Annotated in this window: 20 protein-coding genes and 1 riboswitch; of the genes, 10 read left to right on the top strand and 10 right to left on the bottom strand. The window is 42.1% G+C overall.

From position 1 onward, the window contains the following. Positions 1–129 precede the first annotated feature (129 nt). Positions 130–579, bottom strand: coding sequence for a DUF6434 domain-containing protein (locus R2S08_RS23505; RefSeq protein ID WP_316837439.1), 450 nt, complete (start codon positions 577–579; stop codon positions 130–132). A gap of 209 nt (positions 580–788) precedes the next feature. Here R2S08_RS23505 and rplM point away from each other — a divergent pair, with 209 nt between their 5' ends. From rplM to R2S08_RS23545, 8 genes are all read left to right on the top strand, one after another. Next, positions 789–1,232 (top strand): 50S ribosomal protein L13, encoded by a 444-nt coding sequence (gene rplM, locus R2S08_RS23510; protein ID WP_108552448.1) that lies wholly within the window; start codon positions 789–791, stop codon positions 1,230–1,232. A 16-nt stretch (positions 1,233–1,248) separates the two neighbouring features. After that, positions 1,249–1,635, top strand: coding sequence for a 30S ribosomal protein S9 (rpsI, locus tag R2S08_RS23515; protein ID WP_108552450.1), 387 nt, complete (start codon positions 1,249–1,251; stop codon positions 1,633–1,635). An 18-nt stretch (positions 1,636–1,653) separates the two neighbouring features. After that, entirely contained in the window at positions 1,654–2,475 is an 822-nt protein-coding gene (gene rpsB / locus R2S08_RS23520; protein ID WP_108552452.1) for a 30S ribosomal protein S2, read from the top strand. 102 nt (positions 2,476–2,577) lie between these two features. After that, positions 2,578–3,414, top strand: coding sequence for a translation elongation factor Ts (tsf, locus tag R2S08_RS23525; protein ID WP_108552454.1), 837 nt, complete (start codon positions 2,578–2,580; stop codon positions 3,412–3,414). An 89-nt stretch (positions 3,415–3,503) separates the two neighbouring features. Then, a complete protein-coding gene (nagA, locus tag R2S08_RS23530; protein ID WP_316837440.1) occupies positions 3,504–4,625 on the top strand; it encodes an N-acetylglucosamine-6-phosphate deacetylase in 1,122 nt (373 codons plus the stop codon). Positions 4,626–4,648: 23 nt separating this feature from the next. Next, on the top strand, positions 4,649–5,356 hold the full coding sequence (gene pyrH / locus R2S08_RS23535; RefSeq protein ID WP_108552462.1) for a UMP kinase: 708 nt from the start codon (positions 4,649–4,651) through the stop codon (positions 5,354–5,356). A gap of 40 nt (positions 5,357–5,396) precedes the next feature. Further along, on the top strand, positions 5,397–5,960 hold the full coding sequence (gene frr, locus R2S08_RS23540; RefSeq protein ID WP_316837441.1) for a ribosome recycling factor: 564 nt from the start codon (positions 5,397–5,399) through the stop codon (positions 5,958–5,960). 124 nt (positions 5,961–6,084) lie between these two features. Next, a complete protein-coding gene (locus tag R2S08_RS23545) occupies positions 6,085–7,836 on the top strand; it encodes an ABC transporter ATP-binding protein (protein ID WP_316837442.1) in 1,752 nt (583 codons plus the stop codon). On the opposite strand, the gene R2S08_RS23550 is transcribed toward R2S08_RS23545, so the two are convergent. From R2S08_RS23550 to pnuC, 5 genes are all read right to left on the bottom strand, one after another. Then, positions 7,833–9,122: an MFS transporter gene (locus R2S08_RS23550; RefSeq protein WP_316837443.1), complete on the bottom strand. Its 1,290-nt coding sequence runs from the start codon at positions 9,120–9,122 to the stop codon at positions 7,833–7,835. The genes R2S08_RS23545 and R2S08_RS23550 overlap by 4 nt on opposite strands. Positions 9,123–9,191: 69 nt before the next feature. Next, positions 9,192–9,824 (bottom strand): thiamine phosphate synthase, encoded by a 633-nt coding sequence (locus R2S08_RS23555; protein WP_316837444.1) that lies wholly within the window; start codon positions 9,822–9,824, stop codon positions 9,192–9,194. Positions 9,825–9,841: 17 nt separating this feature from the next. After that, positions 9,842–12,301: a TonB-dependent receptor gene (locus R2S08_RS23560; protein ID WP_316837445.1), complete on the bottom strand. Its 2,460-nt coding sequence runs from the start codon at positions 12,299–12,301 to the stop codon at positions 9,842–9,844. Positions 12,302–12,359: 58 nt separating this feature from the next. Further along, positions 12,360–12,505, bottom strand: a riboswitch (TPP riboswitch). Between the two features lie 14 nt (positions 12,506–12,519). Further along, a complete protein-coding gene (locus R2S08_RS23565) occupies positions 12,520–13,047 on the bottom strand; it encodes an ATP-binding protein (protein ID WP_316837446.1) in 528 nt (175 codons plus the stop codon). After that, complete coding sequence (pnuC, locus tag R2S08_RS23570) at positions 13,031–13,648, bottom strand: nicotinamide riboside transporter PnuC (protein ID WP_316837447.1); 618 nt, start codon at positions 13,646–13,648, stop codon at positions 13,031–13,033. The genes R2S08_RS23565 and pnuC overlap by 17 nt, the downstream gene beginning before the upstream one ends. 305 nt (positions 13,649–13,953) lie before the next feature. Between pnuC and R2S08_RS23575 the strand changes: the two genes are divergently transcribed. After that, positions 13,954–14,274, top strand: a complete 321-nt coding sequence (locus tag R2S08_RS23575) for a carboxypeptidase regulatory-like domain-containing protein (protein WP_316837448.1) — start codon at positions 13,954–13,956, stop codon at positions 14,272–14,274. A 147-nt stretch (positions 14,275–14,421) separates the two neighbouring features. Further along, positions 14,422–17,238: a carbamoyl-phosphate synthase large subunit gene (gene carB, locus R2S08_RS23580; RefSeq protein ID WP_316837449.1), complete on the top strand. Its 2,817-nt coding sequence runs from the start codon at positions 14,422–14,424 to the stop codon at positions 17,236–17,238. Between the two features lie 320 nt (positions 17,239–17,558). On the opposite strand, the gene radA is transcribed toward carB, so the two are convergent. The 4 genes from radA to R2S08_RS23600 form a co-directional block, all read right to left on the bottom strand. Continuing rightward, positions 17,559–18,935 (bottom strand): DNA repair protein RadA, encoded by a 1,377-nt coding sequence (gene radA, locus R2S08_RS23585; RefSeq protein WP_316837450.1) that lies wholly within the window; start codon positions 18,933–18,935, stop codon positions 17,559–17,561. A 143-nt stretch (positions 18,936–19,078) separates the two neighbouring features. Continuing rightward, positions 19,079–20,629: a ribonuclease E/G gene (locus R2S08_RS23590; RefSeq protein WP_108552484.1), complete on the bottom strand. Its 1,551-nt coding sequence runs from the start codon at positions 20,627–20,629 to the stop codon at positions 19,079–19,081. Positions 20,630–20,890: 261 nt separating this feature from the next. Then, a complete protein-coding gene (locus R2S08_RS23595; RefSeq protein ID WP_316837451.1) occupies positions 20,891–21,754 on the bottom strand; it encodes a tetratricopeptide repeat protein in 864 nt (287 codons plus the stop codon). Positions 21,755–21,758: 4 nt separating this feature from the next. Further along, a complete protein-coding gene (locus R2S08_RS23600; RefSeq protein WP_108552488.1) occupies positions 21,759–22,061 on the bottom strand; it encodes an HU family DNA-binding protein in 303 nt (100 codons plus the stop codon). Positions 22,062–22,205 lie beyond the last annotated feature (144 nt).

Raw genomic sequence — 22,205 nt, forward strand, 5'->3', positions numbered from 1 at the left:
CCCGCAGATCTCTGAGGTCTTTCCGCAGCGTACGAGAATTTTCCTTAGCAAATTGCAGAGGAGGGTGGTGACCGGGTATGGTGCAGAGGAAATGGAGGTAGGCGGGATAGATATTTTGTTAGAGTATAGTTACGGTAGTTTTTTGTTTTCAAACGCCTTTATTGCATCTCCCAGTGTCTTGCCGGCATTGGTCTTCAGCCAAGCCATAAATTCTCGGTTCATTTTAAAATTAGTGCCAAAATGGGATTGGAAAAAACGCCTGACATTTTGCGTATTTTTATAATTAGCAGTAATGATGGTATTGCTGTTTAGGGGTTCAGAATGCCAATTGAAGTTATTCATGTATGAAGTTAAGAAAAATGAAACAGGAAATTGAAAAATCACAGAACAGAAATGTTCATGGTGCTTTTGTCGGGATCTAAGGATAAAATATGGAATTTGGTTTTGGATAGGTTTATAAAGCGCCAAACAGGTTATGCATCCAGGAAAAAAATGACGGTGTCTGGGAGAATGCCTTTGAGGTTTGCGAGCTTTTTCAGCTCGCCTAAGCTCAGCCAGCATTCGAGCAGATGCCATCATTTTTTTATTCTTTACCGGAGTTTCTTCGAGTTTTTTGCCTTTTAAATCTTTGCTTTTTGAATATCAACGGCCAAATGGAAAATCTGAACAAAAGATTTTGTAATTTCTTTTTATCTAAGCATTTGATAATTAAAAGATTTCTATCTATCTTTGCAGTCCCTAAATTTTAGGGGGCAATAAATAATTATTAACAAATTAAATACAAGCAAGTGAATACGTTAAGTTACAAAACTGTCTCGGCCAATGCAAAAACTGTTAACAAACAGTGGGTTGTTGTTGATGCGGAAGGCGAGATTTTGGGGCGCTTGTCATCGAAGATCGCAATGATCATCCGTGGTAAAAACAAGCCTGAGTACACCCCACACGTAGATTGCGGAGATAACGTTATCGTTATTAATGCAGACAAGGTAAAATTGACCGGAAACAAATTCAGTGAGAAAGAATACATTTCTTACACTGGTTATCCAGGTGGTCAACGTTTCATCTCTCCGAAAGAGTTAATGGCGAAACACCCTACACGTGTTATCGAGAAAGCTGTTCGTGGTATGTTACCTAAAACAAAATTGGGTGCTAAATTGTACACCAACCTTTTTGTTTATGCAGGTTCTGAGCATCCTCACCAGGCACAATCACCAAAAACCATTACACTTTAATTAAAGGAAGAAAGAAATGTCAGTTACTAATACTTCAGGAAGAAGAAAAACTGCTGTTGCACGTATCTATTTAAAAGAAGGCAACGGCACTATTACCGTAAATGGTAAAGATCACAAAGTATATTTCCCAACATTACCTTTACAATATATCGTTAACCAATCTTTAGAAGTTTCTGAAACAGTTGGTCAATATGATATTACTGTAAACGTAGCGGGTGGAGGTGTTAAAGGCCAGGCAGAGGCTGTTCGTTTAGCTATTGCTAAAGCTATTGTTGAATTAGATGCTGAGAAAAAACCAGCATTACGCGCTAAAGGGTTAATGACCCGTGATATGCGTATGGTTGAGCGTAAGAAACCAGGACGTAAGAAAGCACGTAAGAAATTCCAATTCAGTAAACGTTAATCGTAAGGAGACAACACAATGGCAAGAACAACATATCAAGACTTATTGGATGCAGGTGTACACTTTGGTCACCTTACCCGTAAATGGAACCCAAAAATGGCGCCTTACATTTTCATGGAGCGCAATGGTATCCACATTATAGATTTAAATAAAACTTTAACTAAAACTGAAGAAGCTGCTTCTGCGATTAAACAAATCGTAAAATCAGGTCGTAAGATCTTATTTGTAGCAACTAAGAAACAAGCTAAAGAAATCGTTGCTGAGCAAGCAAAAAAAGTAAACATGCCTTTCGTAACTGAGCGTTGGTTAGGTGGTATGTTAACTAACTTTGCTACCGTACGTAAGTCTATCAAAAAGATGTCTAACATCGATAAAATGACTAAAGACGGTACTTATTCGATCCTTTCTAAGAAAGAGCGTTTAATGATTCAGCGTGAGCGTATCAAATTGGAAAGCTTATTAGGTGGTATCGCGGATCTTAACCGTTTACCAGCTGCTATCTTTTTAATTGACGTTAAAAAAGAGCATATCGCTGTGAGCGAAGCGTTGAAATTAAACATTCCAACATTTGCAATGGTGGATACAAACTCTGATCCTTCGAACATCGATTTCCCTATTCCGGCGAATGATGATGCAACTAAATCTATCTCTTTAATCACGGATGTTATCATCAAAGCGATTGAAGAAGGTTTAGACGAACGCAAGCGTGAGAAAGATGATGAAGCTGAAAAAGAAGCTGTAGCTGCTAAAGCTGCTGCTGATGCTCCGGAAACTGCTGCACCTGGCGAAAGAAGAAAAAAAGTGAGTGCTGAGTCTGAAGAAGGAACCAGCGAAGCGTAGATAATATAATTTTGGGTTGTATGTTGTGCGTTGCGGGTTTTACTTACAACAATCAATATACAACCCTTATTTTTTTAAATAAAACTTAAAAAGGAAACAAAAATGTCAGTACAAATTACTGCTGCAGATGTAAACAAATTACGCCAACAAACCGGTGCCGGTATGATGGATTGCAAAAAAGCATTAACAGAAGCAAACGGCGATTTTGAAGCAGCCGTTGATTACTTACGTAAAAAAGGTGCTAAGGTAGCAGCCAGCCGTCAGGATCGTGATTCTAACGAAGGTGTTGTTATCGCTAAAGCTACAGCAGACGGTAAACGTGGTGTTGTTGTAGAATTGAACTGCGAAACTGACTTCGTAGCTAAAAATGCTGATTTCGTTGCTTTGGGTAACAAATTTGCTGATTTGGCTATTGAGAAAAACCCAGCTTCTTTAGAAGAGTTATTAGCTCTTGAAGTAGATGGTCAGAAAGTTTCAGATATCATTGTAGAAAACACTGGTAAAATTGGTGAGAAAATTGGTATCTCTAAATTCGAAACTGTTACAGGTGAAAAAGTTGTTCCTTATATCCACGGTAACTACCGTTTAGGTGTATTGGTTGCTTTAAACCAAAATGTTGATGGTGTTGAAGAAGCTGGTAAAGATGTAGCTATGCAAATTGCTGCAATGAACCCGGTTGCTTTAGATAAAGCAGACGTAGATTCAACTACTATTGAGCGCGAAACTGAAATTGCTAAAGAGCAAATCCGTGCTGAAGGTAAACCAGAAGAAATGGTTGAAAAAATTGCTGCTGGTAAATTGAACAAGTTCTACAAAGACAGTACTTTATTGAACCAGGAATTTGTTAAAGATTCTTCTAAAGATGTTCGTAAATTCTTAAACGATACTTCAAAAGATCTAACTGTTACTTCATTCAAACGTGTACAATTAGGTTCTTAATCAAAATTTTATTTGATAAAAAAATCCCTCCCTGTGAGGGATTTTTTTTTGCCTTATATTTGCCCCGGTTTCCTACTAATTCCTGACCTATGATCGCAATAACGAACGTAAAACTCTTTACTAATGGCCACTTGACCCATACTCAAAATGTTCTAATTGAAGAGGGTAAGATAAAGGCTATAACTACAGGTGGAATCCCGGATGGATATACGGTTATTGACGTAAAGGGTAATTACCTGGCACCTGCTTTTATTGAACTGCAGATTTATGGTAGCGGAGGCAATTTGTTCTCTGCTTATCCAACTGTTGATACTTTAAGACAGATGGATAACGATCTGATGAGCAAAGGTACTACGCATTTTCTGGCATGCCTTGCAACCAATACAATGGAGGTGTTTTATGAGGCGATAGATGCTGCAAAAGTGTATAGGAACGAAGCAAAAGGATTTATGGGGCTGCATTTGGAAGGCCCGTTCCTGAACCCTAAGCGCAGAGGGGCACATCTTGAAGCTTATATGCACAAGGCGACTCTGGAGACAGTAAAGAGGTTGATGGACTATGCCGATGGCACGGTTAAATTTATGACCATGGCGGCCGAACTTCAAGATGACGAAGTGATCCAATATTTGCTGGACGAAGGGGTGGTCTTATCTCTGGGACATAGTGATGCCAATTTTGAACAAGCTACGGCAGCTTATAACAAAGGATTTAAAACAACTACTCATTTGTTCAATGCCATGCCATCTATTCATCATAGGAACCCAAATCTGCCTGTTGCGGTATTCAGTCACCCAACCGCAATGGCAAGCATTATCGCCGATGGTAACCATGTGGACTTCGAGATGGTGAAAATGAGTTATCAGGTAATGAAAGAGCGACTGTTCCTGATTACAGATGCGGTAACACCGTGTGATATCGGACCGTATCAGCACCAGCTTAACGGAGATAAATATATTACTCCGGATGGTACTTTATCCGGGTCCAGTATTACCATGCTGGATGCGGTAAGAAATTGCGTGAAATTTTGCGGGATACCATTGAACCATGCGCTGGATATGGCTTCTGCATACCCGGCAAAACTCATGGGACTGGAAGGTTCTCTAGGAACAATTGCACCTGGTAAAACGGCTGATCTGTTGCTCCTGGATGATAATTTAAACCTGCAAAAGGTTTTTGTTGGAGGACATGAATATTTGATCCCCAATAATTAAAACAAATAGCTATTTTTGGACTCATGAAATATAAAAGGATCCTATTAAAATTAAGTGGCGAATCGCTGATGGGCGATAAGCAATACGGAATTGACAATGAGCGCGTTAGACAATACGCAGAGGATATCAAAGCGGTGCATGCTCAGGGGCTTGAGGTGGCCATCGTGATTGGAGGAGGGAATATCTTCAGGGGTTTGAGTGCTGAGAAATCAGGAATGGACCGTGCACAGGCAGATTATATGGGTATGCTGGCTACTGTGATCAACAGTATGGCGCTTCAGGATGCTTTGGAAAAAGTTGGTCTGAAAACCAGGTTGCTTACGGCGATCAAAATGGAACAGATTTGTGAACCATTTATCCGCAGAAGAGCTGTTAGGCACCTTGAAAAAGGACGTGTGGTTATTTTCGGTGCAGGTACAGGTAATCCTTATTTTACGACAGACTCTGCTGCTGCTTTAAGGGCAATTGAGATCAAAGCGGATGTGGTTTTAAAAGGTACCCGTGTAGATGGAATCTATACAGCGGATCCGGAAAAAGACCCTACTGCAACACGTTTCGATAAAATTTCTTTTAGAGAGGTTTATGCCAAAGGATTAAATGTAATGGATATGACTGCATTTACACTTTGTGAAGAAAATGAACTTCCAATTATCGTTTTTGATATGAATAAGCCGGGCAATTTTATGAAAATTGCTAAGGGTGAGGAGATAGGAACACTCGTAAAAGGCTGATTTTAGATTTTTTTATATTTTTGCACAAACAACACAAATTATGAATGACCTCATAAAGAAACAATTACAAGACGCCCAGGCTACAATGGACAAAGCTATTGCACATTGCGAGTCTGAGCTGACCAAAATTCGTGCTGGAAAAGCTTCTGCAGGTATGCTGGAAGGTATCATGGTAGATTACTATGGTAACCCGACACCATTGAGCCAGGTGGCCAGTATCAATACGCCGGATGCACGTACTTTACTCGTCCAGCCTTGGGAAAAAACATTGTTAACACCTATAGAGCGAGCCATTTTAGAAGCCAATATCGGAATCAACCCTCAGAATGACGGTATTATTATCCGTTTGGTTGTTCCGCCGCTTACAGAAGAGCGCAGAAAGGAACTGGTTAAAAAAGTCAAAGAAGAGGCAGAGAGAGGAAAGATTGCGATCCGCAACATCCGTAAAGATGCGAACGAAAAGATCAAAAAATTAAAAGGAGAAGCTGTTTCTGATGATGAAATTAAGACAGGTGAAGGCGAAGTTCAGAAAATTACCGATGCATACATCATTAAAGTGGATAAACACGCAGAGGTGAAAGAGAAAGACATCATGACGGTTTAAAGCCGACGAATTATAATATTGTTGTAATTAAAAGGGAATATAGTGGAAGCTATATTCCCTTTCTTTATTTTTGAAGCCCAAATAGTTATACCAATTGTGTATTTGAAAACTATTTGCAAACAAAATGAAATTATTGATTCAGTATCTAAAACGGCACCAATGGGTTGTTGTGCTTGCACTCGTCCTGGCTTCCATTAATATAGGTTTTTCTTTGCTTGATCCTTATATCACCGGAAGGATCGTAGACCGGTTTATAGAAAAAAAGGATATCCTTTCCAGAAATGAATTTGTTTGGGGAGTATTGGGTTTGGTTGGATTGAGTATTGGTGCGGCCATGGTGTCGAGGATTGCCAAGAACTTCCAGGATTATTTTACCAGTATCATTGTGCAGAAAGTAGGGGCCAGAATGTATGCAGATGGCTTGAAACATTCTCTTGAATTGCCTTACCAGGTTTTTGAAGACCAGAGAAGCGGAGAAACACTAGGCATCCTGCAAAAAGTACGTCTGGACAGCGAGAAGTTCATTACCTCTTTTATCAGTATCCTGTTTGTGAGCTTGATCGGAATGGTCTTTGTTATTGTTTACTCTGTTGCAGTAAGCTATAAAGTGACCCTGATTTATTTTTCTGCTATTCCGATCATCAGTTTTGTGAGTTGGTTTCTGAGCCGGAAAATAAAAACCATACAGAAGACCATTGTTGCAGAGACGACTGCGCTTGCCGGTTCTACAACTGAATCTTTGAGGAATATAGAACTGGTGAAAAGTTTAGGGCTGGCCAATCAGGAAATTGAAAGACTGAACAAGACAACCTATAAAATTCTGGGCCTGGAGCTCAAGAAAGTGAAGTTTGTAAGAAGTATGAGTTTTGTGCAGGGCACAACGGTTAACCTGGTGCGGAGTACCATGGTGGTGGTCTTGTTGATCCTGATCTTTGAGAACACCATTTCACCAGGACAATATTTCTCTTTCTTATTCTATTCTTTTTTCCTTTTTGGACCACTTCAGGAATTGGGTAACGTGATCCTGTCCTGGAGGGAGGCTGAAGTGTCTCTGGGTAATTTTAAAAGAATATTAAGTACGCCAATAGATGTGAAACCGGAAAATCCGGTGAAACTGGATAAGATCACCAGGCTTTCTTTCGCAAATGTTAATTTTAAACACCTGACAGGAAGAGCGAATGCCTTGAATAATATTAGTTTCAAGACCCGGAACGGAGAAACCATTGCCTTTGTCGGGCCTTCGGGTTCAGGAAAAACAACCCTGGTGAAATTGCTGGTGGGCTTATACCAGCCTATGGAAGGAGAGGTTTTTTATAATGAAATTTCCGGTAAAGATATTGATCTGGACCAGTTGAGGGAAAAGATCGGTTTTGTGACACAGGATACACAGTTGTTCTCGGGTACCATCCGCGAGAACCTGCAGTTTGTACGTCCCCTGGCTACGGATGAAGAGTGCATGCGGGTATTGCACCAGGCGGCTTGTCATAACCTGCTGGCCAGGGCCGATAAAGGTCTGGATACCGTAATTGGTGAAGGTGGGGTGAAAGTATCAGGAGGCGAAAAACAACGTCTGTCTATTGCCCGGGCCTTACTTCGCCAACCGGATATCCTGGTGTTCGACGAAGCGACTTCTTCTCTGGATTCTTTAACAGAAGAAGAAATTACCGGTACCATCAGGGAGATTTCTGAACAAACCAGTCATATGACCATCTTGATTGCGCATCGCTTGTCTACAATCCGCCATGCCGATAGGATCTTTGTGCTGGAAAAAGGCCATATTATCGAACAAGGCAAACACGAAGACCTTTTAGACGAAAAAGGGCTGTATTTTGCCATGTGGCGCCAGCAGGTAGGTGAACGTGTAGAGCACGCTTAGACCGCTGCAGGCTCTGTTTTGCTGCCACTGATGTCATCGAGAGTTAAGCCCAGCAGGCTTTTGGTCTTGGAGTAGGTAATTCCGGCCACTAGGATGGTCATACAACCTCCAAAAACCACTGCAGGGACAGTTCGCATGAGTTTTGCCGTAAGACCGGATTCGAAGGCCCCGATCTCGTTGGAAGAGCCAATGAACATACTGTTTACTGCAGAGACCCGTCCGCGCATTTCATCAGGGGTAAGTAATTGCATGATGGTAGAGCGGATCAGTACGCTGACACTGTCAAAGGATCCTTCTGCGAAGAGGAACATCAGAGTCAGGTAGAAGTTCTTGGACAGGCCGTAACAGATGATGCTGGTGCCAAAGCCAACCACAGCAATGAGCAGGTTTCTCCAGGGTTTTCTCATTGGGGAGATGCGTGTCATCACAAACATGGTGAGGACGGCTCCGGCAGAGGCAGAAGCCCGCATAAAGCCAAGGCCTTCGGAACCTACTTTTAAAATATCATTGGCGAAGACTGGAAGCAGGGCTACCGCGCCGCCAAAAAAGACAGAGAAGAGATCAAGACTCATCGCTCCAAGCATCATTTTGCTTTTAAATACAAATTGCACACCTTCGGTGAGGCTTTTCATGATGCTTTCTTTAGGGATATATCTTGGCGGGTGTTTTTTAAGAAAGGCAATACAGCCCAGGGCGATCAGAATAAAGAAAAGAATAACGCAATAGGTAACCGTTATCCCAAAGAAAGCATAGATCAATCCTCCAACCGCCGGGCCTACGATAGAAGCGGTCATATAGGCAGAGCTGTTCCAGGTACTGGAATTCGGGTAGAGTTCTTTAGGTACAACCTGGCCCATGATGGAAAAGGCTGCCGGGCTGTAGAAGCCCCTGGCGATACCAATTCCGAAGACCATGAGATACATCACCGGAACAATGTATTTGACAGGTACATAGGTGTGCATTTGCTGCAAGGTAACAATGGTCATGACCAGGGAGCATAGAAATACCCCGATAAAGATCTTCAGCAGCAAAGCTCTTTTTTCAGATTTATCGGCTATATATCCGCCGTATAGAGCAATTCCAATAGAAGGGACGGCTTCACAAAGACCAATCAGTCCCAGCGCGAGCGGATCTTTGGTGAGGTGGTAGATGTGGAAGCCGATGATGACGGCCTGCATCTGATAGGCAAACGTAAAAAAGAAACGCATGCCCATATAGGAGCGGAATTCTTTGAAGCGCAGGGCCGCGTAGGGGTCCTGCTTGTCGATGATGGCAAAGTCTTTCAAGGGGAAATATTTTGAACAAATGTAGTTCTCCTGAAATTAAAGAACTATCATTTGTTTATAAAATTTCCGCTACATGACTTTATGATAGAAGGCTTTATAGGCTTCCTGCAGATCTTCTGCCTGATTAATGGCTGCTGAAGCGGCGATACCGAAAATGCCGGTCTGCATCAGGGCATCCACATCCTCCAGCCTTACACCGCCAACGGCCAGAACAGAGAGTTCCAGGTCCAGGTTGTTGAGTACGGCAATCGCTTTTGCATAACCCTCTACACCCAGAAGTGCGGCGTTGTTGGGTTTGGTGGTGGTGATCTGGAAAGGACCAAAGCCGGCGTAATCTACGCCCTCTTTATACAGACGGATCAAACCTTCGATGGTGTTGGAGGAACCGCCTATGGTATATTCTTCGCCCAGCTGCTTGCGCAGTTCGATGAAATTAGCCTCCATGTCTTCCATATGAAAACCCTGGATATCGGCTTTGCCTTTCAGGTGGATATGATCTGTGACGATCAGGGTAGCTCCCCAGTCGTCGCAGATCGTGGCAATTTGTTCAATGTCTTCCAGCAGTTCTTCGTCCTTTTTGGTCAGGCATCTGTATTGAATCCATTTGGCACCGGCTTCACAGGCCAGTTGTGCTTGCTGTACATGGCTTAAAGCTGGGATATCATGGGTAATGAACTGTAGTTTTTCTATATATTTCTTCACGTTGTGGAATGCTGTTATTAAAACTTCAAATTTAGAGAAAGTAACAGGTTGGTACCAGCCTGCGGAAAATAAAAGTTTTCTGTAGTGGTTTCTCCCTGGTACATGGAGCTGTAGGTATAGCCATTGCTCTCATATTTTTTATCAAAGATATTATTTACCAACAAGCCGAGGTTGATATTTTTAATACCGAAAGCCTTAAAATCGTAGCCAGCACGCAGGTTGCTTACAAAATAACCCTTTAGTTTCCTGGATTCATTCTGTGTATTGTCCATATATTGTTTGCTGACGTATTTGTTTTGGAAGCCAAAGGCCAGACCTGCAACAGGTTTGTAGGTCAGTTCTGCAAAGAGAACAGCTGCCGGAGAGAAAGAGATATCTGGAGCGGCGTAATTGGTGGTCACGGTTTTGGTGATGTCTCCGTCATCATTGTATTCATACAGATAATCCAGGTAGTTTTTGATCTTGTTCTTACTGAGGGCCGCATTGGCATTCAGTATAAATTGTTTGCTCAGGATATAGGATGCGTCGAGTTCAACACCCAATCTGTAGCTTTTGGACACATTCTGGCGCAGGGCTTCTCCCACGTCATTCAGCGCGCCGGTAAGCACCAGCTGGTCTTTATAGAACATTCCATACACATTCAGCCCAGCATTGAAACGTTCGGTCTTAATGCGGTAACCTGCTTCCACATCATACAGGCGTTCTGGCTTTGGAAAGGCATCTGCCGGTGCGTTTACATAGTCATCCCGGTTGGGCTCTTTATTGGCTACACTGAAGGAAGCATAAATATTGCTCTTCGTGTCAATAAAATAGGTGGCACCAAGTTTTGGGTTAAAGAAGTTCAGCTGATCCTTAATGTTGAGCGCATTCAGGTCCTTTTCTGTGCCCAGGATCTTATAGTCCAATCTGCGGAACTGCAGGTCGGCAAACAGGCTTAGTTTTTCTACCGGGCTGTATACGGCTTTTCCATAAATGTTAAAATCAGTTTTATTGCCGGTGTTGTCGTAATAGTGGTCGCCGTATTTGCCATTGGAAGCATATTGTGCCCAGATGATTTCTCCGAAGTGCTTTCCGTCGTATTTATTATAAGCTCCGCCAAGGGTAAAGTTCAAATTGGATTGCGGACGATAGTTGAAATTATAAGTAACCCCATAGAAATTATTGTCCAGCCATCTCCTGCGGATCAGGTCTGTTTTTTTCTGCCATTTTCCATCTGCGTTAACGCTGTCCAGACCATAATTTGCAAATTTCTGGGCTGTTTTATATTCTTCATAATAGCCCTTTCCGTCGGTGTAGTGCAAAGCACCGTTAAAGGACAACTGATCGGTGATCTGTCTGGCATACAACAGCTGGTAGTGGCTCTGCCAGTAATTGTCGGTCTGGTCTTTATAAGTGAAAGAATTATAAGTCCTGCTGCCAGAATTTAAGAGGTTCTCCCGGTCGGCCGGAAGAAGAAAATTTCTATCTGCATAAGCGTTCATGCCTTCCACATCGCCGTTCAGTCTGGATTCTGGGATTCCGTTCCAGGCTTGATAGGTTTTTTCAGATCCGGAGAAAACATTTAAACGGAGCAGATCCTTTTTGCCCTGATACGCGCCAGAAAGAAAATAAGATTTTAAGGTAGAGGCCGCGCGGTCAATAAAACCGTCGGAACTGATTCTGGACAAACGGCCATCGAAGCTGAATTTATTGTCGATTAAACCCGTTCCCACCTTAACCGTGTTTTTCAGGGTATTGAAGGAGCCGTAAGTATTGTTTAATTCGGCATAAGGTTGCGCAGACGGTGCCGAAGTCTGTACATTTAAACTTCCACCGAAAGCCCCGGCTCCATTGGTAGAAGTACCTACACCACGCTGAATCTGGATGTTCTCTACCGAAGAAGCAAAATCGGGCATGTTTACCCAAAAAGTGCCCTGGCTCTCGCTGTCGTTGTACGGGATACCATTGAGGGTAACGTTGACCCTGGTGGCATCACTACCCCGGATTCTTATACCGGTATAACCTACGCCAGCACCGGCATCTGAAGTGACCACTACACCGGGTGTATTGTTCAGGATAAAGGGAAGGTCTTGTCCAAAGTTGTTTTCTTTGATGTATTCCTTGCTGATATTTTTATACGTTGTGGCCGATTTTTCATTGGCACGGGTAGCGCTTACAATCACTTCATCGGCAAGATAAGCGGATGGGCTGAGTGTAAAATCTGCGCGGAGATCTGCTGTCAGATTAACGCTGCGTTCTGTGCTGTTGTAACCAATAAAACTGACGATCAGGGTGTATTTTCCTGGTTTTAGATTCTGGATCTGATAAGCACCGTCCTGATTGGTGGTTGCGCCAAGGCTTTGACCCTTTAACCGGATACTTGCGCCCGGAAGGGCTTGTTTGCCAGATTCTGATACTCTTCCTGAAATAGAGAATTGTGCCTTTACAAATACAGGGAACAGCAGCACAGCAATAGCTGCGATCAGTAATTTTTTCAATTTTTTTTATTCCTTTTTAGTTAAACCTTCTGTGAGCAGGGGTACCCACAGTTTAGTTAAACTCCATAACTCCAATCCCTACGCCGGCATTATCCGGATCAGGTGCATACATCTCAACGTTTTTGGTTGCTTACAGATGTAATGGGTATGATCTCAGCCCGTTTTTATGTTTTTTACAAAACAAGGCACCCCCTTTTGATAAGGCAAAGGTATTGAATTTATTTTAAAAGGAAGTGATCAACTGCTTTCAATGCATTTTCGAAGCGGTCTTTCACACCACTGATGACGGTATAGTTGGCATTCAGCGCCTGAAGTTCTTTGTGCCAGATCTGCATAAAGTGCTCGCGGAGGTGCGGAAAATCTCTCAGCGGGTCTTCCTGCCAGGGCAGGTCAATGTCCATGAGCAGGTACAGATCATAAGGACGCTGCGGGAGTGCATCTAATACAATCTGCGGCGTCTCTCCCATCATTTCATCGCTCCAGATCTTAACCGTGAGAAAAGTAGTATCACAAAAAATGAAATCTTTTTCGGCAGTGGCCAGAACAGATTCTTCCAGGGCTACCTGACCATGGAACATATTGATCTCGTCCTGAAGGGTACAGGGTTCTGTTAGTGCGGCACAATAGTAGCGGGCGTATTCTGCAACCCAGGCGGTCTGATAATGCCTGGCGAGTTGTTGGGTGATGGTCGATTTTCCGGTGCTTTCCGGACCGACAACAGCGATTTTTTTAATTGATTTGCTCACGGTAGGTCTTCCTCCAGTCTAAATAGCCAATAATGGCCAGGATAATTAATACAAAATAGAGAATTGCTGTAAGAGAGAGGTGTTTATGGATGTATAAGGGTACATAGCAAATATCCACAACGATCCACAATAGCCAGTTTTGAAGGATTTTTCTGGTCATGAGTAATTGGGCAACGAAACTCATGGCCGTACAAAAGCCGTCAATGTAAGGAACATCGGTATCGGTGTATTTACTGAGGAAAAGGCCCAGCAGTACGGTCAGGACAAGAACTCCTCCTATAATATACAGCCATTGTTTTCCGCCGATGCTTGTTACGGGTTTCTCTTTCGCGGTTTTCTTCTTAAGCCAATAATACCAGCCATAAAAAGCAGTGGAAAGAAAATAAAACTGCAATACCGTATCGCCATAGAGTTTGCTTTCATAAAAAACAATACTGTAGGCCAGCACGCTGATGATGGAAACCGGCCAGTTCCAGATGTTCTCTTTTGCAGCAAGGTAAATGCAGATAAATCCGCTGATGGTCCCTACCCATTCCAGCAGGCTGGTTTGCTGAAACTGACTGATCAGAGATTGAAGAAAGGGAATGTCTAAAAGAAGCATGGGCCAAATGTAGCTAACCCGGACCGTAAAAAAAATCCGGCAGGGAATCCTTCCCGGCCGGATAATAAACCAAACAAACTATTTATGAAGAATACCCTCTTTGCAATATATTGCTGAGGATGTTTTTGTGCTGTTTTTGCAAACAACTACAAGGAAAACGGCAATTGTTCCGGTCTAGTACCCAGATTTTACAGTCGGGTTATTTCGTGACGCTTTGATGACTTCTTGTTCCTGGACTAAAACAATTTTTGTTTTTATTTGCTATATGGAGTGTAATGTTCATCTTTAGCTTAAATACTTGCGCCATGAAGTCTATGAAATTTGTAACACCTGTAGCTTTGATCCTGCTGAGCCTGTTGTTTTCTTTTACACTGATCAGAAAAGGCGGTGTGCAGGGAAAGATCAGCCCGGCAGAAGGGATACAACAGGTGCTCCTTATTCTGGGAACAGATACCTTAAAGATCCAGCCACAGGCCGGAAATTTTAAGGTTGACAATATAAAGGCCGGCACGTATAAGTTGCTCGTCAAAACACAGATGCCTTATAAAGATTTCACGATTGCCGAGGTACCTGTGATAGACAGCGCTACAACTGATGTAGGGCAGATTCAGCTGCTGCGATATTAACCTGCAGGGGGCCTGTTTTGCCTCACAGCTTTTTTTGAAAAAACCTATACGTTATAGTACCTAAAAGTGTATCTTTGCATCCCGACAGAACAGTCGGGATCTTTCTTGTAGCACAGAAAATCTCGAGCGCAAAATTTTAAAGCCAATATGCCAAGAGACACCTCCATACGTTCAGTATTGATTATCGGATCCGGACCAATTATTATTGGCCAAGCCTGTGAATTTGACTATTCAGGATCCCAAGCAGCCCTTTCATTAAAAGAAGAAGGAATTGAAGTTTCTATTATAAACTCCAATCCGGCTACGATTATGACCGATAAGGTTATTGCAGACCATGTTTACCTGCGTCCTTTAACAGTAGATTCTATAGAAGAGATTCTGATAGAACAAAAGATTGATGCTGTATTGCCAACCATGGGAGGGCAAACTGCACTGAACCTTTGTAAAGAAGCTGAAGAACGCGGCGTTTGGGAAAAACACGGTGTTAAAGTTATAGGGGTTGATGTGGCCGCTATAGAAAAAACAGAAAACAGAGAAGCCTTCAGACAGCTTATGGTTGATATAGGCGTTGGCGTTGCTCCCTCAAAAATTGCCAATTCCTTTCTGGAAGGTAAAGAAGCCGCACAAGAGATCGGTTATCCATTGGTTATTCGTCCGTCCTATACTTTAGGTGGATCGGGTGGTGGTTTCGTACATAAAAAAGAAGAATTCGACGCTGCATTGAAACGTGGTTTAGAAGCTTCGCCAACACATGAAGTACTGGTTGAACAGGCTGTTCTGGGTTGGAAAGAGTATGAGTTGGAACTGCTTAGGGATAGTAATGACAATGTGATCATCATTTGCTCGATTGAAAATTTCGATCCAATGGGGATCCATACCGGAGATTCTATTACTGTTGCGCCGGCTATGACTTTGTCTGACCGTTGTTATCAGGATATGCGTAATCAGGCCATCAAAATGATGCGCGCCATCGGTAATTTTGCCGGAGGCTGTAATGTTCAGTTCTCGGTAAACCCCGATAATGATCAGATCATTGCTATCGAGATCAACCCAAGGGTATCCCGTTCATCTGCACTGGCTAGTAAGGCGACCGGTTATCCGATTGCAAAAATAGCCTCTAAACTGGCCATCGGTTATAACCTGGATGAAATTGAGAACCAGATTACTAAAACCACTTCGGCTTATTTTGAGCCTACTTTAGACTATGTGATCGTAAAGATCCCACGCTGGAACTTTGATAAATTCAAAGGAGCCAATATGGAGCTTGGATTGCAAATGAAATCTGTAGGAGAGGTAATGGGCATCGGCCGCAGTTTTATCGAGGCCTTGCAAAAAGCTTGTCAGAGTTTAGAGATTGGCAGAGCAGGACTGGGTGCAGATGGTAAACACAACCGTAGTATTGACGAGATCATGTACGGATTGGAACATGCGAGCTGGAACAGGTTGTTCCTGATTAAGGATGCGATGAGTATGGGTGTGCCTTTGGAATCTATCCGCAAAGTAACCCGTATTGATAAATGGTTCCTTGCGCAGATCCAGGATCTGGTACATCTGGAAACAGAACTGAAAAGATATTCTCTGAATAATATACCAAAAGACTTTTTCTTCACCCTGAAACAAAAAGGTTTCTCTGATATTCAGATTGCTTATTTGCTGGGCAATGTAACGGAAGATGAAGTGTATGACCGCAGAACATCGCTGGGCATAAGAAGGGTTTATAAAATGGTAGATACCTGCGCTGCTGAGTTTGCTGCACAGACGCCATATTACTACTCTACCTTTGAAGAAGAGAACGAATCGGTCTCTTCTGACAAGAAAAAAATCATTGTTCTCGGATCAGGCCCGAACCGTATCGGTCAGGGTATTGAATTCGATTACTCTTGTGTACACGGACTATTGGCGGCTAAAGAAAGCGGCTTTGAAGCCATCATGGTAAACTGTAATCCTGAAACGGTTTCTACAGATTTCAACATGGCAGATAAGCTTTACTTTGAACCTGTATTCTGGGAGCACGTACGTGAAATTATTGAACTGGAAAAACCAGAAGGTGTTATTGTACAGCTTGGTGGTCAGACGGCCCTTAAAATGGCGGAAAAACTGCATGAGAAAGGTATTAAGATCATCGGAACTTCTTATAATGACATGGACGTTGCAGAAGATCGCGGACGTTTCTCTGATCTTTTAAAAGAGCTGGAGATTCCTTATCCTAAATATGGGGTAGCGGAAAATGCAGAAGAAGCGATTGTGGTGGCCAATGAAGTAGGTTATCCTGTTCTAGTCCGTCCAAGTTATGTGCTTGGTGGCCAGGGGATGAGCATTGTGATCAATGATGAAGACCTGGAGAAAGCAGTAGTTAAACTTTTAGGTGATCTGCCTGGCAACAGGGTATTGATCGACCACTTCCTGGACAGGGCAGAAGAAACGGAATCTGATTCTATCTCTGATGGAGAGGATGTACATATCGTTGGTTTAATGGAACATATTGAGCCTGCAGGGATTCACTCCGGTGATTCAAGTGCGGTACTGCCACCCTTCAGTTTGTCTGATCAGGTGATCGCGGATATGGAAACCTATTCCAAAAAGATTGCAAGAGCTTTAAATGTAATTGGTTTGCTGAATATCCAGTTCGCGGTTAAGGATGATAAAGTGTATGTGATTGAAGCGAATCCAAGAGCTTCACGTACTGTACCTTTCATTGCGAAAGCTTATGATGTACCTTACATTAACATCGCTGCCAAGATCATGCTGGGTGTAAATAAACTTAAAGACTTTAATATAGAGCGTAAACTGCAAGGTTACGCGATAAAGGAACCTGTATTCTCTTATGATAAATTCCCTGAAGTTCCAAAAGAACTGGGGCCGGAAATGAAATCAACAGGTGAGTCTATCCGCTTTATCAAAGATCTTGAAGATCCATATTTCAGAAAGCTGTACAAGGACAAGTCGATGTACCTGAGCAAGTAAGAACAATCCTTCTATAAAGTCCCGAAAGGGACTTTTTTTTATGCCTTGGATTTCCGGGGCCTTAAACAAAAAATCCTCGCTATCTTACGATAACGAGGATAATCATCCCTATTGTTACGTTAAAACCCATTGCTGGATCAGAACTGTTTTATCTAAGACAAAGGCTGTACCAGAATCCGTGTATCGCTTATTTTCCCTTTTATACAGCTCCTGAGGGTGTTTTTGAATCAAAATGGTATTTTGATTGTATTTTTTAGCCGTGTAGCTTATTCCCCAATCGGGGAATTTTAAAGTAAAATTTCAGCGCCACAGTTTTCCGGCTATCCAAACAGTGCGGAAAAAACGTCTTCTATTTTACCTACGCCCATGATCTCTATTTTATACTTTTCCTGCGAAAGACCTTTCAGGTTATATTTAGAAACAAAGATTCGGTCAAAGCCCAGTTTATCTGCTTCTGAAATGCGTTGTTCGATTCTGTTCACCGCTCTGATCTCACCAGAGAGCCCAACTTCTGCGGCAAAGCAAGTTTTGGAAGAAATGGGAATATCCTCATGCGAAGAAATGATAGCCGCCAATATGGCCAGGTCTATGGCCGGGTCTTCTACTTTAATCCCACCTGCAAGATTTAAGAAAACATCACGTGTACTGAGGCGGAATCCACATCTTTTTTCCAGCACAGCCAATAGCATGTTCATTCTTCTGGTGTCAAAGCCTGTTGCAGAGCGCTGGGGCGTTCCATAGGCCGCCACGCTCACCAAGGCCTGCGTTTCGATCAGCATCGGTCTGGCGCCTTCTAAAGTGGCTGAAATAGCAATGCCGCTTAATTCTTCATCGCGTTGCGACAATAAAATTTCGGAAGGATTGGTTACTTCTCTCAGGCCGCTGCTGTTCATGGCATAAATGCCCATCTCTGCCGCCGCGCCAAATCTGTTCTTGATGGAACGCAGTATCCTGTAAATATGATGCCTGTCGCCTTCAAACTGTAAAACCGTATCCACCATATGTTCCAGGATCTTTGGCCCAGCAATAGCGCCGTCCTTGGTAATGTGCCCAATCAGGAAAACCGGGGTGTCGGTTTCTTTGGCAAAACGAAGAAGCTCTGCGGTACATTCCCTCACTTGTGATACACTTCCGGGAGTAGATTCAATATGGGCAGAGTGTAGCGTCTGTATAGAATCCACAATCACAATATGGGGCTCCAGTTGTTCTATTTGTTTGAAAATATTCTGGGTAGAGGTTTCTGTGAGGATATAACAATCTGCTTTAGGCGTTAAAGTGATGCGCTCTGCACGCATTTTGATTTGTTGTTCACTTTCTTCGCCCGAGATGTATAAAATGCGCTTGTTCTGAATGTTTAAAGCCAGTTGCAGCATGAGGGTAGATTTACCAATGCCTGGCTCACCCCCAATAAGGGTTACCGATCCGGTAACCAATCCACCGCCAAGCACACGGTCCAGTTCCTGGTCTCCGGTTAAGATTCTTTTTTCTGTGGAAGATTCTATGTGTTCTACCTTGCTGGGCTTATTGGAACGCTGACTTCCTGAAGAGGTTTTCCAGGCAGGAACATTGGGGGCACTTTTTTCCACCACTTCCTCTACAAAGGTATTCCATTGACTGCAGGAAGGGCATTTACCCAGCCATTTTGCAGATTCATATCCGCAGTTCTGGCAAAAATATGCTGATTTTGTTTTGGCCAATTTTAATGAATTTTAGAGGACTAATTTACCTTTAATTGTTTAGCAATGGCTATTAAAATGCAAATTGACAGAAGGGAAGGGGTTTAAATAAATAAGCCTGAGATCTTAAAGAAATCAGGCTTATTCAATGCTTTCAATCAGGATTACAATTTTATTTCCTCGTCTTTTGAGGACAGAAAATGAAACTCTGTCAGGTTGTACGATGGTACAGCCTTAATTTTTATGCGCTGGCCAAATTTGAAGAACCATTTCCATTGCAGGGAGATGAATCCTTTTTTAATAAAGGCCTCAATGTAAGGGTGGACACAAAGGGTAACATTCTTTTCATTCTGCTCCTGCAAAATGTAAGTCAGGTTGTTTTCAATATCGTCCATCAGAACGATACTTGCTTTGATCTCGCCGGTACCATCACAGGTAGGGCATTTTTCACTCGTTACAATATTCATTTCCGGTCTTACACGCTGGCGCGTGATCTGTACCAGTCCAAATTTACTTGGAGGCAGAATGGTGTGCTTGGCACGGTCCAGCTGCATGAGTTCGCGTAAATAATCGAACAATATCTTACGGTTGGCAGGCTTGTGCATATCGATAAAATCGATTACCACGATACCACCCATATCACGCAGCCTGAGCTGGCGTGCAATTTCTTTTGCTGCCTCTTTGTTTACCTGAAGCGCATTTTCTTCCTGGTTTTCCTTGCTGGCGGTTCTGTTGCCGCTGTTTACGTCAATAACATGAAGTGCTTCTGTATGTTCTACCACCAGGTAAGCACCACCTGCCAGGTTTACCGTTTTACCAAAACCATTCTTAATCTGTTTGTCCAGACCAAAATGTTCAAATATCGGTTCCTTCTGCTTATAATGCTTTACAATCTTCTCCATTTCGGGAGAGATTTCATGAACGTAAGAACGAATGTCCTCAAACACACCATGATCATTTACATAAACATTGGTGAAGTCTGTACTGAGGATATCACGGATCAGCGTAGACGTGCGGTCCATTTCTCCCCAAACACGTTTAGAGGGTTCTGCATCAGGTAACTTCTTAATGAAGTTCTCCCATTTAGCTACAGAATCCAGGAGATCTTTTTGTAGTTCTGCAACACCTTTTCCTTCAGAAACGGTTCTGATGATTACTCCAAAGTTTTTCGGCTTAATACTTTCAATAATCTTCTTCAGACGATTACGTTCGGTATTGCTTTTGATCTTTTTGGAAATGGAAATAACATTGGAAAAGGGGACCAATACGATATAGCGACCCGCTATAGAGAGGTCAGAACTTAAGCGCGGACCTTTGGTCGAAATAGGCTCTTTAGCTATTTGAACAGGTACAACCATGTTTTTGGAAACCACTTCAGATATCTTTCCAGCCTTATTAATATCGGCCTCCAGTTTAAAGTTATCTAATAACGTTCCATTAACAGAGCCATTACGCTTAATTTTTGTAAGCTTTATTAAAGATTGTACTTGCGGACCCAGATCAAAATAATGCAGGAACGCATCTTTTTCATAACCCACATCAACGAACGCAGCATTAAGGCCCGGCATAATTTTCTTTATACGGCCTAAATAGATGTCGCCAACAGCATAGTTGTTGTTGATGTGTTCTTTATGAAGTTCTACAAGTTGTTTGTCTTCAATTAAAGCTATGGTTACTCCCGTAGGAGATGAATCGATAATTAATTCTTTTACCAAAAGCTATAGATTTTAAGGCACAATAGTACCTTATTAACACATGGACTCAAATAAAAAACACCATAAACAAGGAAATATACGTTGAATATTCAACGTATATTTCCTTGTTTACAGTTACATTAAGAAAACTATTTTTTCTTATGTCTGTTTTTTCTTAAACGTTTTTTACGTTTGTGCGTCGCCATTTTATGTCTCTTTCTTTTTTTACCACTCGGCATAATGTTGAAATTTTAATATTTTTATAAATCTGTTTATTAATTCTTATTTACTAAGCTCAGCCACTCTTTTGTCAATGAATTTAGATAAAGTTGGATTTGCTGCTAGTTTTTTACTTTTCAAATAAGCCTCAACAGCTTCTTTGTTTTTGCCTAAATTCTCATAGGCCGTAGCCAGATAGAAATAAGCATCCGGAGAGGGCTTTTGAGCTATAATATCAGTAAAGCGAACAATAGCTTTGTCAAACTGACCGGATTTGATGGCAAATGTACCTAAGCTCATTTGCGCTTTTAAATTTTTTGGATCTTTTTTAACCACATCCAGCAGCATGGCTATTCCTTTCATAGGCATCCCCATTCCGTTAACAATGGTAATTCCTAATCCGGTTTTTGCTTCAGCGCTGTTAGAATCAATGGCCATTGCATTGGTGTAAGCTGTATTTGCTTTTTGTAACAACGCAGGTTGCATAATGCTGTCCTGGGTGGTGTCAAAAGCTTTCATCAGTCTTCCGCCTGCACTGAGCCAGTTGTTCAGGCTTTTTTCTTTGCTGGCCACAATCTCCAGGTACAGTGCACTTGGAACAGTTTGTTCAACATCGTCCCATTTCTGGGCAAGAAGTTGTGCTGCTTTGATCTGGTCCGCACCGGAGGTACTCTTGTAAGTATTCTCCAGTGTGGTGATCTCTGCAGCTAAACTGGCATTAATTACATTCTTACCTGCTGCAGATACTTCCTGTAAATTAATGTTTTGAGCAGCTGTATTAGCGGTCAGTTGACCGGCAGCCGGAGTACCTGAGGTCTCCTGTTTTGGCTTAACCAGACCTTTAATATCCCTCGTAAACAAAAAGGCAACCAGCAGGGCTACTGCCCCAACGATTAATAATTGTTTAGTGCGGATATTGCTTGTCATACGATTAGGCCTCTACGCTGATTTTTTTAGAGTTGTTTTTCACTTTGTCCACAAACACTTTTGCTGGTTTAAAGCTAGGTACAAAATGCTCAGGAATGATGATTGCCGTATTTTTAGATATGTTTCTTGCAGTTTTTTGTGCTCTCTTTTTTACAACAAAACTTCCAAAACCTCTTACATATACATTCTCTCCGCCAATCATGCTGTTTTTGATCACTTTGAAAAATGCTTCTACGGTTTCTTGCACATCTACCTTTTCAATTCCTGTCTTTGTTGATATCTCTGAAATAATATCTGCCTTAGTCATATTTTCTATTATTAAATTATTGTGTGTTAAATATTATAAGTGTTTTGGGGTTGCAAAAGTATTGCTTTTTAATGAGATAGGAAAATAAAAGATAATTTATTTGCTTCTTGTTTGATCAGAGAATTGCAAGTTTTGTAAAAACGC

The sequence above is a fragment of the Pedobacter nutrimenti genome (genome assembly GCF_032678445.1).
Taxonomy (GTDB): Bacteria; Bacteroidota; Bacteroidia; order Sphingobacteriales; family Sphingobacteriaceae; genus Pedobacter; species Pedobacter nutrimenti_A.